Source organism: Pseudomonas sp. BT76 TE3572, assembly GCF_050435365.1.
Classification (GTDB): Bacteria; Pseudomonadota; Gammaproteobacteria; order Pseudomonadales; family Pseudomonadaceae; genus Aquipseudomonas; species Aquipseudomonas fluorescens_W.
In genome coordinates this window covers 6883407-6897687 of the sequence record NZ_JBNDKE010000001.1, presented here as the reverse complement: position 1 = coordinate 6897687, position 14281 = coordinate 6883407, and the positions used below count along the sequence as shown (strand labels likewise).

Below are 14281 nucleotides of genomic sequence, written 5' to 3'. Positions count from 1 at the left end.
ATAGAAAACTATCCAAAAGGCATCGTGACCACATCACCTCTGCAGCGCACAATGGAGTGAACGATGACGACTTCCGCTCAGAACACGCCGCCACAACCGATCCAGCATCCGGGAATGATCGTCTCAGCCATCAACCTGGTCCTGCGCATCATCGGTGTACTGATCACCTCGTTGCTGTTCTCGATTCTGATTGAGTTCGCCGGCTTGCTGCTGTTCTGGGGTGATCAGGGCTGGCGGCATAGTCAGGCCATGCTGAGCAGCGAATTGGTCTGGCTGAGTGAGCACTTCAAATCTTCACTCATTCTCCAACAGCCCGGAAAAACGATTGGCCAGTGGCTGGAGCTCCTCAATCAGTGGCTGCTGGTCAAGACTGGCTTTGCGGATTTTGCCCGGCAGGCGCGAGTGTCGAACCAGGGCAACGGCTTCTGGAGCTGGACCAATCAACTCTACGTGAGTATTGAGGATTTCGTGCTGGCGGCGGTGTATGTGACCTTTACCTTCGTGGTGCGCCTTACCATTCTGGTCCTGGCCATCCCCCTGTTTCTGCTGGCCATGTTCACTGGTTTTGTCGATGGACTGATGCGCCGTGACCTACGAAAATTTGGCGCTGGGCGAGAGAGCAGTTTTGTCTACCATCGTGCTAAACGAGCCGTGATGCCACTGCTGATCGTGCCCTGGGTCATTTACCTGTCCCTGCCCTTTTCGCTCAATCCCACTGCCGTGTTTTTGCCTTGTGCGGTGATGCTCGGCATCACTACGGCAATCACGGCAACCACATTCAAGAAGTATCTCTGATTCGGAAAAACCAATCTTTCTTTTACATACCCCGATGCCAGGATAGTTATCCCGCGACCGAAAACTGACACATCACACGAATGTAAATAAAGCTGCTAGAGGTCGTCCTCGACTCCCACTATGGGTTAGAGCATCAGATGGAATGTAGGTTTCCAAGATTTGGGGAATATCAAGGATCTAACCACCAATTAAACTGGTGCAGGACTGGGTCAAGACTTGCACTCTGGATTTACTCACCGATAAAAAAGGGCCCTTACAGGCCCCTGATCATCAAACCGATCTTACTGAGTACGCCACGAGTCAACAACGTCTGCGCCAAACTCGGCTTTCCATTCCTTCAGTTGACGATGATTTCCTCCCTTGGTTTCGATCACCTCACCAGAGTTCGGATTTTTATAAATCTTCACTTCACGAGCCTTACGGACTGCCTTTACGGGGGTAGCTATTGGTGTCGAAGTACGACGGCCAGCTTCTGGATCCAGGATGCCAATGATGTTCTTCAAGCTGAAGCCGTACTCGCCAAGCAACGCACGTAGTTTGCTCTCAAATTCCATTTCTTTTTTCAGACCGGAGTCACTTTTCATCGACTCGAGCTCTGCGAGCTGTTCGGCCAGTTGTTGTTCAAGCTTACGAAATTCAGCCAAACGAGACATGCGAAACTTCCTTCGAGTTAGGGAAATGAGAAGTGAACGCCTCCATGCTAAGCGATGATTGACTCTTCGTCACCCATACGCGCTTTAAGCAGAAGTGAATCCACTCATTGCCTTATGAGCAACACATTACTAATGGGGAAGGATTGCTAGACTGGGCTCTCTTTTTCACCCAATCGATTGCTGGTGTAGGTGTGGGTAAACTTCTTCCGCCCGCCTCCAAAAATGCGATACATCCCATCTCGCGTTTTATAATGAGTAATTCAAGCGCTAACTTGATGCTGGCTCCATCTCCACATGGACCAGCATCATGTCGAATACCGTCTTTCGTTGCTTTTTACTCCTTTCACTGACCATCGCTCATGGCAGCGGCTATGCCGCGTCGGCTCATGAGCAGGAACAGCTCAGCCTAGTCCAGCAGCAACTCGACATTATCGAACGCCTTGCGGAACGAGCTGAGGCAGCCAGCGCGTCTCAACTAGACGATCGCTATCGCTTCGACTACCCCCGCCTCTCCCAAGACATTCAGCATATCCGCCAAGGTGTGCAGGGCTATCTGTTCCCTTCCCGTGCGCAACCCCGCGATCCCATTGAACTGGTCGGTGATTATCGCTTCGACACTCCGCCTGCGGAGCCCTCGCCATGAGCATGACTGAGGCTCAGACCGCTGCCTTTCAAAACGCGTCCGGTTTCTCACCGCAGAGCAGTTCGACGCTCTGGCTGTCCCTGGTTCTCGTCCTGGTTTTGCTGTGGTGTGCCTGGGTGATGTGGACGGCTTACCGGGGTTGGGCGGCTGGCAGCGTGCGCTTCGGTGCGTTGGGCGGCAGCGCCGCCCGCGTCCTGCTCGTGTTGTTGGTTCTGATGTTCTTCACCCTTTCCTAATCCAGGAGATCGCCGTCATGTTCAAGTGCCTTGTCCCCCTGAAAAACAACCTGCGTGATCGTACGAGCCAACGCTTGATCGGTCTGCTGCTGGTGCTCGGCCCAAGCCTGGCTTTAGCCGAGCTCCCCACCATGGAAGCCCCCTCGCGCGGCGAAGGCTCCGGGTTGATCGAGACGATCAAAAACTACGCCTACGACGGCGGTATCCTGCTCGGCCTGCTGATCGCCCTGCTCGCGTTTCTCGGCGTGGCCTGGCATTCCCTGACCGTCTATGCCGACGTGCAGAACCAGCGCAAGACCTGGAAGGACTTGGGTGCGGTGGTCGGTATCGGTGCTCTGTTGGTGGTGATCATCATCTGGTTCCTGACCAAGGCTGCCGCGATTCTGTGAGGTCGGCATGAACGACAAAATCGAACGCCTTGCCGACGGCACCTTGGTCTTTCTGCCAGAGCGACTCAATCGTGATCCCGCCGTATTGCGCGGTTTAACCAATGATGAGATGTGGGTAGCGCTCGGCACCGGCGCCGTCATTGGCCTGCTGCTGGGCGTTCCTCTGGCGATCGCCACCGCCTCCATTGCCGTGGCGCCGACCAGCATGATCGCAAGCATGGCGGTGGTGTTATTTGCCGGTGGCACACTACTGCGTCTGGCCAAACGGGCTCGCCCCGAGACCTGGTTGTACCGCAAGCTCGAATGGATACTCGCCAGCCGTTGGCGCCTGGGGCGCGGAAGTTTGATTCTCCACTCTGGCGCCTGGACGGTTCGCCGTTCGCATCGACTGCGCCCTGCCCTGTCCCGGTGGCAACCATGAGTCGTTTTCGGAATAAGGTGGACGCCCAACAGGCCCATATCTTCAGCCTGCGTCTGGCGGTAATAATCCTTGCCCTGGTCTGTGCCGGGCTCTGGTACGGCTGGCGCTCGGCACCGACCGATCTGACCGTGCATGTACCACCGGATCTGCGCTCGGGCAGCACTCGCAAGTGGTGGGATATCCCCTCAGAGAATGTGTATGCCTTTGCCCTGTACATCTTTGGTCAGCTCAACCGCTGGCCCTCAGATGGAGAACAGGACTATCGCCGCGCCATCTATGGCTTACAGTCCTACCTGACACCCTCCTGCAAGGCCTTCCTTGACGGTGATTATGAGTACCGCAAGGCCGCCGGCGAACTGCGTCAGCGAGTTCGTGGCGTCTACGAAATTCTGGGTCGAGGCTACAGCGAGGATCCTGAACTCCGGGTCAAGCAACTCGACCGTGACAGCTGGCTGGTCAAGCTCGACCTCAACGCCGATGAGTATTACGCCGCTGAACCGGTGAAACGGGTGGTGGTGCGCTATCCATTGCGCGTGGTGCGTTTCGACCTGGACCCCGAACGCAATAAGTGGGGGCTGGCACTGGATTGTTATCAGGGCACGCCGCAAAAAATCTCCCTGCCTGGAGGTGAGCCATGAAGCGGATGTCTACCCTGGGAGTGACAGTCGCACTGATGTTATGGGGAGTTGCAGCGCAGGCCGTCGAGCTGATGCACTGGGAACGCCTTCCCCTTGCGGTCCCACTGGTGATCAATCAGGAGCGGGTGGTCTTTGTCGATGAGGCTGTTCGCGTCGGCGTGCCCTCAATCCTGACGGGCAAGCTGCGCGTGCAATCAACCGGCGGCACGCTGTACCTGCGCGCATCGGAAGCCATTGCCCCGACCCGACTGCAACTGCAATCGGTCGCGACGGGCGAGATCATCCTGCTGGATATCGCGGCCACGCCTGGTGATCAACCGTTGGAGCCCGTGCGTATTCTCAAGAATGCTCAGGTGCAGGCTACCGAGGCTGAGTCGAGCACCGTCCCTGTTCCAGAACGTACACCGATCCCGGTCGCTTTGACGCGCTACGCCGCGCAAAGCCTGTACGCGCCGCTGCGCACCGTGGAGTCCCTGCCCGGCATACGCCACGTACCGCTCAAGCTGCGCACCGAACTGCCGACCCTGCTGCCGACCGAAAACGTGTCCAGCACACCCATCGCCGCCTGGCGACTCGGTGATTACTGGGTGACGGCGGTGAAATTGCGCAATCGTGGTTCAGAGACGGTGCAACTCGATCCGCGCCGACTGCAGGCCAAGCTATTCGCCGCGACCTTCCAACATGCTGTCCTCGGGCCGGTCGGCAGTCCTGAAGACACCACGATCACCTACCTCGTCACTCGTGGTGCCGGCCTCGAGCAAGCCGTGCTGCTCCTGCCTATTGCGCGAGGTGCTGACGATGAAAGCTAACGCCTTGCTCAAATGGCTGGTACCGGCTGCGCTGCTGGGCGTGGTGCTGATCATCCTGAAAACCTGGGTCCCGGGTGGCAGCACACCTACTCCAGCGCACCCAGTTGATCAGGGCAATATTCAATTATCCGCCGAGCAAGCCAAGTCGCTCGGCATTGCGGGCGATACCCCAAGCGACACTGTCGCCACCCTGGTCGGCCAGGTGAAGGCCATGCGCAGCGACATGCTTGGTTTGAAGAAACACAATGACTCACTGCAGACGGAAAACAACCGCCTACGCGAGCGGGAAAACAGTGTCGATTCGCGTCTCCAGACCGCGCTTGGCAGTGTGACCCAGCAGGTCGACGAAGGCCGCCGCCAAGCCAACGAGGCCCGACTCAAAGCGGAACAAGACAGTCGTCAGGCTCGCGGCCTGCTGACGCAATTGCAGGAACAGTTGTCGGGGCTGGCTGGCAAAAGCAAGGACATGCCGATCGGATTGGGGCTTGAGCCGGGCGATGGGGCTCAATTCGAGGGGCAACACTCTGCCAATGATGCGCTGCAGTGGATTGAACCCTCGGATGCTCCGTCCACCAACGCCCGAGGCAAAACCAAGACCGCCTCCGCACTGAGTCTGCCTACTGCCTTCAACTCACTGGAAGGCTTGAACGATAACGCGATTGATCGCGGCCAGAAACAGCTACGTGCGGTCACCCAGGGTGAGCATGACCTCACGCGATCCGTTGATCGTACCGAAGGTGCGAAGCCGGTCTACACCATCCCCGAAAACGCTACGCTGATGGGCTCGGTCGCCATGACCGCGCTGATCGGCCGAGTCCCGGTGGACGGCACCGTGAATGATCCCTATCCCTTCAAGGTGCTGGTCGGCCCCGAGAACCTGACCGCCAACGGCATCGACCTGCCGGACGTCGCGGGGGCCGTAATGAGCGGCACGGCGTCCGGTGACTGGACCCTGTCTTGCGTACGCGGACAGGTCGAGTCAATCACCTTTGTGTTTATCGATGGCACCATCCGTACAGTGCCTCAGCCGAAGGCAGTAGCCACCCGCAATGCCTCCACCGCCCAGAGCTCGAGCACCGACAAGATCCGTGGTGGACTCGGTTACCTGTCCGATCCGTATGGCATTCCTTGCATTGCCGGCGAGCGTCGCTCGAACGCCCAGCAGTACCTCGGCAGCCAGAGTCTGATCACTGCAGCCGGCGCGGGTGTCGCCGCCTTGCTCGGGGATGAGCAGAACAACAGCAGCGTGATCAGTTCGGGCGGCAGTACGCTCGGGGTCACCAGCAGCAGTGGCAATAGCGCACTGAATTCAATTCTCAGTGGTGGGGTCAGCGACATCCGTGAGTGGGTCAACAAACTGTATGGCGAAGCCTTTGCTGCCGTGTACGTGCCACCTGCCGCACAGGTCGCCCTGCACCTCGACCATGAGATCACCATCGACTATGAGCCCAAGGGCCGGAGCGTTCGCCATGAAAAAGACCATGCCTCTCTGTCTGAATTGGATTAGCTTGCTCTGCCTGGTCTTGGCGGGGTGCTCCACCGACAAAGAGACGCTGCTGCCCCATGGTGAGCAAACCATGCTGGACATCTGGAACGGCGCGGGTTCGCAAGGCACTCAGCAGCAACTGCTGGATGCTCGGCAGCAGTTACGCCGCCCGCTGGCTCAGGCAGACTTCTCCGCTTCTCTCCAGGAACCGTACACGCGCACAGAGACGAACGAGATCCACAATTTGTTCCCTCGCCTGCCCAATCCCGATCTGGTGCTGTACGTGTATCCGCATTTGAGTGGCACCGAGCAGGCACCGATCCCGGGGTACTCGACCGTCTTTCCGTTTTACCAACGGGTGCAGTACGCATTGCCTGGTGAACGTCAGGAAGACTTGTAGTGCGTACCAGCGATGCGGGCAACCGCACTGCCACGTGGAAAGCCTGGCGCAACCCATTGCGCCCGCGCGCGACCTTGGCCGATGAAGCTGCACTCTACGCGCACAACCCCAGCTTCACCGATCACCTGCCGTGGGTCGAGTACCTCGACAGCGAGCAGTGTTTTCTGCTCGATGACAATCGCTCGGTGGGTGCGGTGTTCGAGCTACTACCCATCGGCACCGAAGGGCGTGAACCCGATTGGTTGATGGCCGCCCGCGATGCCCTCGAGGATGCCCTGCAGGACAGCTTTGACGAGCTGGATCAAGCGCCTTGGGTGGCGCAGTTTTTCTGCCAAGACGACAACGACTTCACCCCCTACCTGACCCGGTTCACCGATTATGTGCACGACCGCGCACGAGGCACGATCTTCACCAGAGCGTACCTGGAACTCACTCGTCGTCATCTGCAGGCCATCGCCAAGCCCGGTGGTCTGTTTGAGGATAAGGTGGTGACGCGCCTGCCCTGGCGTGGCAACAACCGCCGGGTGCGCCTGGTGGTTTATCGCTGGCTCGGGTCTGGCGATGAGGAGACGGGACTCAGCCCGGTGCAATCCCTGCAACAGGCTTGCGAACGTATCGGTGCTTCGTTGCAGGCGTGCGGGGTGCAATCGACGCGAGTCGATGGCCGCAGTCTGTATGCCTGGCTGCTGCCCTGGTTCAATCCGGCCCCCAAACTTAGCGATGAAAAGCCTGAGGACTTCTACCGCCGCGTGGCCTATCCGGAATCGGGCGATGGTGAGTCGCTGGAACTGCCCTTCGATCATGACTTCGCCGAGCGGCTATTTTTCAATGAGCCGCATTCGGATGTGCATCGCGGACTCTGGTATTTCGATGAGCAGCCCCACCGCGTGATGGTAGTGGACAAACTGCGGCGGGCACCCTTGATTGGCCAACTCACTGGCGAAACCCGCAAGGGTGACGCGGTGAATGCCCTGTTCGACCAGTTACCCGAAGGTACGGTGATGAGCCTGACCCTGGTGGTCAAACCGCAGGATGTGCTCGAAGAGCAGTTGAACCGACTGGCGCGCAAAGCCATCGGTGAAAACCTGGCCTCGACCCAGACCCGCCAGGATGTCGAAGAGGCTCGCGCGATCATCGGCCGCCAGCACAAGCTGTACCGTGGCACCCTGGCGTTCTACGTGCGCGGTCACGATGAACAGCAGTTGCACCAGCGCTCGGTCAGCCTGGCCAGCGCGCTGCTGGGTGCGGGGCTGCAACCAGTACGTGAAGGCGACGAGGTCGCCGCCTGCAACAGCTACCTGCGCTGGTTGCCAATGGCGTACAACCCGGCCTGCGACACGCGCAACTGGTACACCCGCCTGATGTTCGCCCAGCACCTGGCGAATCTGGTTCCGGTGTGGGGCCGCAGTACCGGCACCGGCCACCCGGGCATCACCCTGTTCAATCGTGGTGGCTCACCGTTGAGTTTTGATCCGTTGTCACGTCTAGACCGGGCCATGAACGGCCATCTGCTGTTGTTCGGCCCCACCGGCGCCGGTAAGTCGGCCACCCTGGTCACCCTGCTGATGCAGGTCATGGCGGTGTACCGCCCTCGCCTGTTTATCGTCGAGGCCGGCAACTCATTCGGCTTGCAGGGAGACTACTTCGCGACACAGAGCCTGTCGGTCAACAAGATCCAATTGAAACCTGGCGCCTCGGTCAGTCTCGCCCCGTTCGCCGATGCTTGGCGCCTGGTCGAGCAGCCGGATCGGGTGGCGAGTCTGTCGATCGACGAGCTGGACGATGAGGCGGTAAGCAGTCGCGAAGACCAGCGCGATGTTCTCGGCGAATTGGAAATCACCTCCCGGCTGATGATCACCGGGGGCGAGGCCAAGGAAGAGGCGCGCCTGAGTCGAGCCGATCGCAGCTTGATCCGCGAGTGCATTCTCGATGCGGCGCAGACCTGTGTCGCGGCGGGTCGTCAGGTGCTGACCCGTGACGTGCGCGACGCCTTGCTGCGCGTCGCCGCCGACCCGCACTTGCCGGAGAAGCGTCGTGAGCGTGCCCAGGAAATGGGCGAGTCCATCGACCTGTTTTGCCAGGGTTTCGAGGGTGAACTGTTCGATCGTGAGGGCACGCCTTGGCCCGAGAGCGATGTGACCATTGTCGACCTGGCCACCTATGCTCGTGAAGGTTACGAAGCCCAGATGTCCATCAGCTACATCAGCCTGATGAACACCGTGAACAACCTCGCCGAGCGCGATCAGTATTTGGGCCGGCCGATCATCATGGTCACCGACGAGGGCCATATCATCACCAAAAACCCGCTGCTGGCGCCATTCGTGGTCAAGGGCACGAAGATGTGGCGCAAACTCGGTGCCTGGTTCTGGTTGGCGACGCAGAACCTTGCCGATTTCCCCACGGCCGCGCAGACCATGCTCAACATGATCGAATGGTGGATTTGTTTGAACATGCCGCCCGCGGAGATTGAGGAAATCGCACGATTCAAGAAGCTCACGCCGGCACAGAAAGCCTTGTTGCTCTCCGCCAGCAAGGAGCCGGGGAAATACACCGAAGGAGTGGTGCTGTCGAAAAAGCTCGAAACGCTGTTCCGGGCCGTGCCGCCCAGTCTTTACCTCGCACTGGCGATGACAGAGCCCGAGGAAAAAGCCGAGCGCTGGACACTGATGCAGGAGAATGGCTGCTCAGAGTTGGAAGCGGCTTACCGGGTAGCCGAACGGATCGATAGAGCGCGAGGCATAGAACCCACATAGGGGAATCTATTCAGGTAACGCGCTCTAGAGCGAGGGATAGGTTATTGCGATGCGCCTCGAAGCCGCTGCTGAATCCGCAACAAGAATCCGGCTTCAAAAGCATCTTGACAGTCACCGACAGGAAAGGTCTTGCGTGTTTGCGCCAGCTCCCACCACAGTGGAATCTCACCGGGCGTATCAAGCCAAACCTGGGCGCATTGCACGCCACGTTCGATCATCGGAGCAAATTCGTTGCCCCAAGGTGTCAGAAGACTTGGGCAACCATCCGCCGCAGGAATTGAAATGTAGTTTTCGTCCATACACACCCTAGATGTCTGATTTTATTGTTAGACGCTGGACCCAGCCTCGAAATCATAACGTAACCAAATGAACGCTCGATAACAGACATGAGCATCAAATGGCCTAGATCAATACCAATGTAGACTATATCCCGTGGATTGAGAGTCCCTCAAGGCGCAATTTGCGCGCATGACTCAAGACTACGAACAGCTGCGTCTGCAACTGGCGGAAAACATCCGCTGGATGCGACGTATAAAGAACCTTACCCAAGAGCAGTTGGCGCTCATGGCCGAGGTCGATCGTACCTACGTCAGTCAAATCGAACGATGCACGGGCAACCCGTCGCTGATGGTCCTGTGCAAGCTCGCCAATATCCTTGAGGTTACGACGGATCAGCTACTCACCGAGCCAGACGCCCTTCGCCGTGTGCTGGACATCGAATAGCCACCTCGTCGCCCTGAAAATCCTTGTAAACCGACAACGTCAGCTTCAGCTTTATCACTGACGGTGTAGGTTCAATCATTGAACGTGTCCAGGCCATTAGCCCAAAGAGCCTGGATCATGCCTGTCGTATGCCCATCAATTGCGCCCCAGAAGCTACGACCTTTGGCGCTGAGCCTCCTGCTGGCGTGCGGGCCAAGCGTGGCGCTGGACACCGGCAGCATCACGTCCTCGGTGTTGTCGCCAAATTGCCTCGCCTACAGGGTCGTCGGCATTTGTTTCTGGCTGCTCTGCACGCCCTTCGGCTGCAAAGTCAAAACCTCGACCAAGGTGCGTCATTTTATTCCTGAGCTGGTGGTCTCGAGCTACGCCACTACGGGCAATAATCCATGGTCCGAGATGGCCACCCTCTCCTCTCCCATTGGCGGTGCGGAAGGTGGCGGCAACCTGATCACGCCGAACAGCCACCGCGACAACCTGCCTCGCTTCAAAAACGTTGATGGCATCGGTCATCCAGGTGGCTGGGCCGCCACTCAACTGGCCTCGCATTCCGGCTACGCCTGCGCCAGCGGCGCTACTGCGTTCATGCCCTACTACCTGAGCACCCTGGACTCGCTGGCCTGGCGCCATGGCATACCGGAAAGTCTTTACCCCGAGTCGCTCATGCCGGGGATCCGTGAAATCGGTCGGCAGGCCTTGGGAAACATGTGGGGCAACGTCTATCCCCGGCAGGGTTTTCTGGTACAGCCCGACGATTTCAAGGCGGCCGCGGTGATGGCGCAACGGGCCGGCGATGTCATCACCCGTAACGGGCAACCACATGTGTACTTGCCGCTCACACCCGCACCAAGCGACGGCTACTGGCCGCCGGGTCCGATCGTTGAAAACGATGCTTCAACCCACAAATGGCAATTGCTCTACCCCCAGGTTCAGCCCACGTGCACCATCTTTCCCAGCGATCCGGTACAGAGCTCGGATGGCGGCTATGCCTGGTCGCTGTGGCGTCCCTATAGCTGCTGCAAACGTGAGGGGCAGACCTTTCTGTTCAGTATCGACTTCGAAGGCGGTGCATCATGAGCCGATTGCGCGCGCGACCATGGCGTGCCGTGAAGAGCCTGCTGCTCTGCGGACTGCTGACCATTGCCCTCCATGTCCACGCCACCGAGGACAATTACCGTCTGGGCACTCAAGGCGAAGTGCTCGACGACCGAGTGATGTACACCATCGGTGGCGGCTCGGCAGTCGGCTCACCGAGCTCGCTCTACCGACCCAGTGGTCTCGGTGTCGGCGGGTCCTGGCGAGCGAACATGATGTGCGGAAACATGAGCCTCACCAATACCCTGCAAAACCAGCTGAACGGTGCCACCGAAGGTTTCCAGCAGATCATGGGCAGCGTTGTGCAGAACGCGACCCAAGCGGTGATGTCGCTGCCAGCGTTGATCATCCAGCGCGCCAACCCCGGCCTTTATGAATTGTTGAGCAACGGGGTGATGCAGGGGCGTATCGACTTCGATCGCTCCAAACTGACCTGTCAAGCCATGGCCGAGAAAATGGCGGACAAGGTCGGCCAAGCCGGCTGGGGTGCGCTGGCCAAGAACCAGGAGATGCAGGGCAATCTGGAGCAAACCGGCGGTGATGCGGTGGCCGCGGTGAAAAACACCGAGGCCCATAACGGCAACAACGGGGTGTCCTGGGTCGGCGGCCAGAAGGCTGGAGGTAGCGGGCAGACACCCATCCGGGTGACCTCCGACGTAGTGCGAGCAGGCTACAATCTGCTGCATAACCGGACGGTGGATGACAGTGCCTCGATCAGTAGCAGCGATTGCCTGGGTGGGGCCATTTGCCAGACCTGGAGCTCGCCCCAGGAGGAATCCGAATGGGCCGTTCGCGTATTGGGCGAGAACGAAGTCGCGACCTGCGACACCTGCGAAACCCTGCGGGCGACCGCTGGCAGCGGATTGACGCCGCTGATCCAGGAGGCTTACAGCGAACGCCTCAAGGCTCTGCAAGGGTTGCTGTCGGGTTCACTGCCGCCTACCCCTGACAATCTGGCTAAAGCCTCGAGCCCAATACTGCCAGTGACCCGTGGCGTGATCGAAGCCTTGCGCGACGATCCCGAACAGGATCTGTTGGCACGGCGCCTGGCCAGTGAGACGGCCTTGTCCAGTGTGCTCGACAAAGCGTTGCTGCTACTGCGCACCCTGCTGGCGGGCAGTCACGAACCGAACATCGCCTCCGCCGAGCCGGCCCAAACTGCCTTGACGAAAAACATCGACGCTCTGGAGCGCGAAATACGCCTGTTGCAGACCGAACTGCAGGTCCGGCAGATGCTGGCCACCAATACCGCCAGCCTGGTGCTCGATCGGCATGTCGGTGGTGCCGATGCTTCACGCACCGTCGAGCAAGGCGACCCCGAGCCCGGTCGACTCAATGATGCTGACGCCAGGCGCAAGTGAGCCATGAAACGCTCACCGCTATTCACTTTGTTTTCGGGTCTGGGGATTGCCGCGGTGATGATCCTGACCGCCGCACTGGTTGCCTGGATCGGCCGCACTGCGCTGGGTAGTTTCGAGGTCTGGCAGCAGGCATTCGAATCCGCACGACCTTATCTGCGGTGGTGGCGCGCCCTGCTCTACGCCGCTCTGTTTGCGCTCTGGTGGGATCTGCTTCGGCGCTGCCGCCATCGACCACAGGATCGACTGCGCGTACAACGCATCGGAGCATTAACGCTCGTGCTCTTTATCTGCGTCGAACTCACCCGACTGTGAGGTCACCACCATGCTCATGAGCACCAACAGCTACCTGGAGTTTTACCTCTCGCTGCTGGCCTGGATCATCAACAACGGCCTCTGGAGTGTCCTGTCCGACACCGGGCTATTCGCCGCGCCCTTTGGTGCAATCATCTTGCAGGAGTGGTTGTCGGCCCGTCAGCAAGGCGCGGATGAAGGCAACAAGGGACTGCTCTCGGTGCCGCGGATCGAGAACCGATTGTGGCTGTCCTACATCGTCGTGTTGTTCGGTTGCGCGCCAGTGTTTCCGTTGAGCCTCTCGTCAATGACGTTCGATGAGGCGGCGAGTCAGCGCTGCGGCGTGAGTGTGGCCCAACCGACGGAAACCGCCTGGGGGACGACCTTCAATACTATCGGCGAACGCTCCGCCAACGTACCGATCTGGTGGTTTTTGGTGCATGCCTTGAGCAAAGGTGTGACCGCCGCGGCCACCGCCTCCATCCCTTGCGCACCGGATATCCGGCAGATGCGCATGGAGATCGACAGTTCGCGCATCGACAGCCAGGTACTGCTGCAGGAAGTCGCCGACTTCACCCGCGACTGCTATGGCTATTCCCGTTCTCGGTTGTTCACCAACCGTCCGCAGTTGGACAAGGTACAAAGCCACGACGCGTCCTGGATCGGCTCAAGCTATTTTCTCGACACGTCCGGCTACTACGACACCGATCGGTCACGCACACCGCGAGTCAGTTGGCCGTATGACGACAGCCGCGATGTTTCCTTACCGCGAATGGAGAATGGCGCGGGCTACCCCACCTGCAAGCAGTGGTGGAGTGATAGCGGTGTTGGCTTGCGCGAGCGCTTGATCCAGCAGGTCGACCCCTCGCTGCTGACTCAACTGAAAGGTTGGTTGACTGGTCGTTCGAGCAACGAGATCGAGGATGCCACCCTGCGTGAGCTGGTCAGCCCGCGCCAGCAATCGATGTCCATGTCGCCCGGACAGGTGTACCAGGACTATGGCTCCAGTGCCCGCGGCGGCTCGATCAATCAGGGGCTCAATAACCTGGCCACCAACACTGGGTTGGCCCTCGGCTCCTTCAGCAACTTCCCGGCAATGAACGCGCTACGCGCCGCCTTGCCGATGGTGCAGGCTTTCCTGATCATGGGCGTCATCATCAGCTTGCCGCTGATTCTGTTGGTCAGTACCTACCAGTTGAAGACCGTCATGACGGTGACGTTTGCGCTGTTCACCTTGCACATGCTGAGCTTCTGGTGGGAACTAGCCCGCTGGGTCGACTCCAGCATGCTCGACACCTTGTACAACCAAGTTTCGACTTCTAATCAAGTGCTGTTATCGCTGCCCACATCCGGTTTTATGGATGGGACGGTCACGGCGCAGGTAATTGAGTATGTGATGGGGGCGATGTTCATCGTGCTGCCAATGGTTTTTCTAGCCGCCATGAGTTGGGCCGGATATAGCGTAGGTTCCATCGCAGAAGGCATGTTAGGAAAAGGGACACTCAGTGCCCAAAATGCGGGTTCGAAAGGAACTGATGCCCTGATATCTGCGGGTACTTCAATCAGAAAAAGCTAATGACAACCCAAGACT

Annotated in this window: 17 protein-coding genes; 15 read left to right on the top strand and 2 right to left on the bottom strand. The window is 59.0% G+C overall.

The window, feature by feature from the left end:
• The first annotated feature begins 63 nt into the window (after nt 1–63).
• Nucleotides 64–795, top strand: a complete 732-nt coding sequence (locus ABH912_RS31570) for a TIGR03747 family integrating conjugative element membrane protein (protein WP_429512752.1) — start codon at nt 64–66, stop codon at nt 793–795.
• 281 nt (nt 796–1076) lie between these two features.
• Here ABH912_RS31570 and ABH912_RS31565 read toward each other — a convergent pair whose 3' ends face one another.
• Nucleotides 1077–1448: a histone-like nucleoid-structuring protein, MvaT/MvaU family gene (locus ABH912_RS31565; RefSeq protein WP_429512750.1), complete on the bottom strand. Its 372-nt coding sequence runs from the start codon at nt 1446–1448 to the stop codon at nt 1077–1079.
• A gap of 307 nt (nt 1449–1755) precedes the next feature.
• Between ABH912_RS31565 and ABH912_RS31560 the strand changes: the two genes are divergently transcribed.
• Genes ABH912_RS31560 through ABH912_RS31520 form a run of 9 tightly spaced genes read left to right on the top strand, consistent with a single transcriptional unit; the run spans nt 1756 to nt 9223 of the window.
• Nucleotides 1756–2091, top strand: coding sequence for an RAQPRD family integrative conjugative element protein (locus ABH912_RS31560; protein ID WP_429512749.1), 336 nt, complete (start codon nt 1756–1758; stop codon nt 2089–2091).
• Nucleotides 2088–2327, top strand: a complete 240-nt coding sequence (locus ABH912_RS31555; RefSeq protein ID WP_429512748.1) for a TIGR03758 family integrating conjugative element protein — start codon at nt 2088–2090, stop codon at nt 2325–2327. The genes ABH912_RS31560 and ABH912_RS31555 overlap by 4 nt, the downstream gene beginning before the upstream one ends.
• A gap of 17 nt (nt 2328–2344) precedes the next feature.
• Entirely contained in the window at nt 2345–2716 is a 372-nt protein-coding gene (locus ABH912_RS31550; RefSeq protein WP_429512747.1) for a TIGR03745 family integrating conjugative element membrane protein, read from the top strand.
• A 7-nt stretch (nt 2717–2723) separates the two neighbouring features.
• Nucleotides 2724–3137: a TIGR03750 family conjugal transfer protein gene (locus ABH912_RS31545; RefSeq protein ID WP_429512746.1), complete on the top strand. Its 414-nt coding sequence runs from the start codon at nt 2724–2726 to the stop codon at nt 3135–3137.
• A complete protein-coding gene (locus ABH912_RS31540) occupies nt 3134–3775 on the top strand; it encodes a PFL_4703 family integrating conjugative element protein (protein WP_223473666.1) in 642 nt (213 codons plus the stop codon). Before ABH912_RS31545 ends, ABH912_RS31540 begins: the two co-directional genes overlap by 4 nt.
• Entirely contained in the window at nt 3772–4584 is an 813-nt protein-coding gene (locus ABH912_RS31535; RefSeq protein WP_429512745.1) for a TIGR03749 family integrating conjugative element protein, read from the top strand. Before ABH912_RS31540 ends, ABH912_RS31535 begins: the two co-directional genes overlap by 4 nt.
• On the top strand, nt 4574–6091 hold the full coding sequence (locus tag ABH912_RS31530) for a TIGR03752 family integrating conjugative element protein (RefSeq protein WP_429512744.1): 1518 nt from the start codon (nt 4574–4576) through the stop codon (nt 6089–6091). The genes ABH912_RS31535 and ABH912_RS31530 overlap by 11 nt, the downstream gene beginning before the upstream one ends.
• Entirely contained in the window at nt 6054–6470 is a 417-nt protein-coding gene (locus ABH912_RS31525) for a TIGR03751 family conjugal transfer lipoprotein (RefSeq protein WP_429512742.1), read from the top strand. Before ABH912_RS31530 ends, ABH912_RS31525 begins: the two co-directional genes overlap by 38 nt.
• On the top strand, nt 6470–9223 hold the full coding sequence (locus tag ABH912_RS31520) for a conjugative transfer ATPase (RefSeq protein WP_429512741.1): 2754 nt from the start codon (nt 6470–6472) through the stop codon (nt 9221–9223). The genes ABH912_RS31525 and ABH912_RS31520 overlap by 1 nt, the downstream gene beginning before the upstream one ends.
• A 41-nt stretch (nt 9224–9264) precedes the next feature.
• Here the strand turns inward: ABH912_RS31520 and ABH912_RS31515 are convergent, their stop codons facing one another.
• Complete coding sequence (locus ABH912_RS31515; RefSeq protein ID WP_429512740.1) at nt 9265–9522, bottom strand: LasR-specific antiactivator QslA; 258 nt, start codon at nt 9520–9522, stop codon at nt 9265–9267.
• A gap of 169 nt (nt 9523–9691) precedes the next feature.
• Here ABH912_RS31515 and ABH912_RS31510 point away from each other — a divergent pair, with 169 nt between their 5' ends.
• The 5 genes from ABH912_RS31510 (at nt 9692) to ABH912_RS31490 (ending at nt 14266) form a co-directional block, all read left to right on the top strand.
• Nucleotides 9692–9946: a helix-turn-helix domain-containing protein gene (locus ABH912_RS31510; protein WP_122426628.1), complete on the top strand. Its 255-nt coding sequence runs from the start codon at nt 9692–9694 to the stop codon at nt 9944–9946.
• Between the two features lie 117 nt (nt 9947–10063).
• Nucleotides 10064–11020 (top strand): TIGR03756 family integrating conjugative element protein, encoded by a 957-nt coding sequence (locus tag ABH912_RS31505; RefSeq protein WP_429512738.1) that lies wholly within the window; start codon nt 10064–10066, stop codon nt 11018–11020.
• Nucleotides 11017–12399: an integrating conjugative element protein gene (locus ABH912_RS31500; RefSeq protein WP_429512736.1), complete on the top strand. Its 1383-nt coding sequence runs from the start codon at nt 11017–11019 to the stop codon at nt 12397–12399. Before ABH912_RS31505 ends, ABH912_RS31500 begins: the two co-directional genes overlap by 4 nt.
• Before the next feature lie 3 nt (nt 12400–12402).
• Nucleotides 12403–12711 (top strand): hypothetical protein, encoded by a 309-nt coding sequence (locus tag ABH912_RS31495; RefSeq protein WP_429512734.1) that lies wholly within the window; start codon nt 12403–12405, stop codon nt 12709–12711.
• Between the two features lie 10 nt (nt 12712–12721).
• A complete protein-coding gene (locus ABH912_RS31490; RefSeq protein WP_429512733.1) occupies nt 12722–14266 on the top strand; it encodes a conjugal transfer protein TraG N-terminal domain-containing protein in 1545 nt (514 codons plus the stop codon).
• The last annotated feature ends 15 nt before the right edge of the window (nt 14267–14281 follow it).

Coding starts and splice junctions, on each gene's coding strand:
- ABH912_RS31570 (WP_429512752.1), top strand. CDS start 64: ATGACGACTTCCGCTCAGAACACGCCGCCACAACCGATCCAGCATCCG.
- ABH912_RS31565 (WP_429512750.1), bottom strand. CDS start 1,448: ATGTCTCGTTTGGCTGAATTTCGTAAGCTTGAACAACAACTGGCCGAA.
- ABH912_RS31560 (WP_429512749.1), top strand. CDS start 1,756: ATGTCGAATACCGTCTTTCGTTGCTTTTTACTCCTTTCACTGACCATC.
- ABH912_RS31555 (WP_429512748.1), top strand. CDS start 2,088: ATGAGCATGACTGAGGCTCAGACCGCTGCCTTTCAAAACGCGTCCGGT.
- ABH912_RS31550 (WP_429512747.1), top strand. CDS start 2,345: ATGTTCAAGTGCCTTGTCCCCCTGAAAAACAACCTGCGTGATCGTACG.
- ABH912_RS31545 (WP_429512746.1), top strand. CDS start 2,724: ATGAACGACAAAATCGAACGCCTTGCCGACGGCACCTTGGTCTTTCTG.
- ABH912_RS31540 (WP_223473666.1), top strand. CDS start 3,134: ATGAGTCGTTTTCGGAATAAGGTGGACGCCCAACAGGCCCATATCTTC.
- ABH912_RS31535 (WP_429512745.1), top strand. CDS start 3,772: ATGAAGCGGATGTCTACCCTGGGAGTGACAGTCGCACTGATGTTATGG.
- ABH912_RS31530 (WP_429512744.1), top strand. CDS start 4,574: ATGAAAGCTAACGCCTTGCTCAAATGGCTGGTACCGGCTGCGCTGCTG.
- ABH912_RS31525 (WP_429512742.1), top strand. CDS start 6,054: ATGAAAAAGACCATGCCTCTCTGTCTGAATTGGATTAGCTTGCTCTGC.
- ABH912_RS31515 (WP_429512740.1), bottom strand. CDS start 9,522: ATGGACGAAAACTACATTTCAATTCCTGCGGCGGATGGTTGCCCAAGT.
- ABH912_RS31510 (WP_122426628.1), top strand. CDS start 9,692: ATGACTCAAGACTACGAACAGCTGCGTCTGCAACTGGCGGAAAACATC.
- ABH912_RS31505 (WP_429512738.1), top strand. CDS start 10,064: ATGCCTGTCGTATGCCCATCAATTGCGCCCCAGAAGCTACGACCTTTG.
- ABH912_RS31500 (WP_429512736.1), top strand. CDS start 11,017: ATGAGCCGATTGCGCGCGCGACCATGGCGTGCCGTGAAGAGCCTGCTG.
- ABH912_RS31495 (WP_429512734.1), top strand. CDS start 12,403: ATGAAACGCTCACCGCTATTCACTTTGTTTTCGGGTCTGGGGATTGCC.
- ABH912_RS31490 (WP_429512733.1), top strand. CDS start 12,722: ATGCTCATGAGCACCAACAGCTACCTGGAGTTTTACCTCTCGCTGCTG.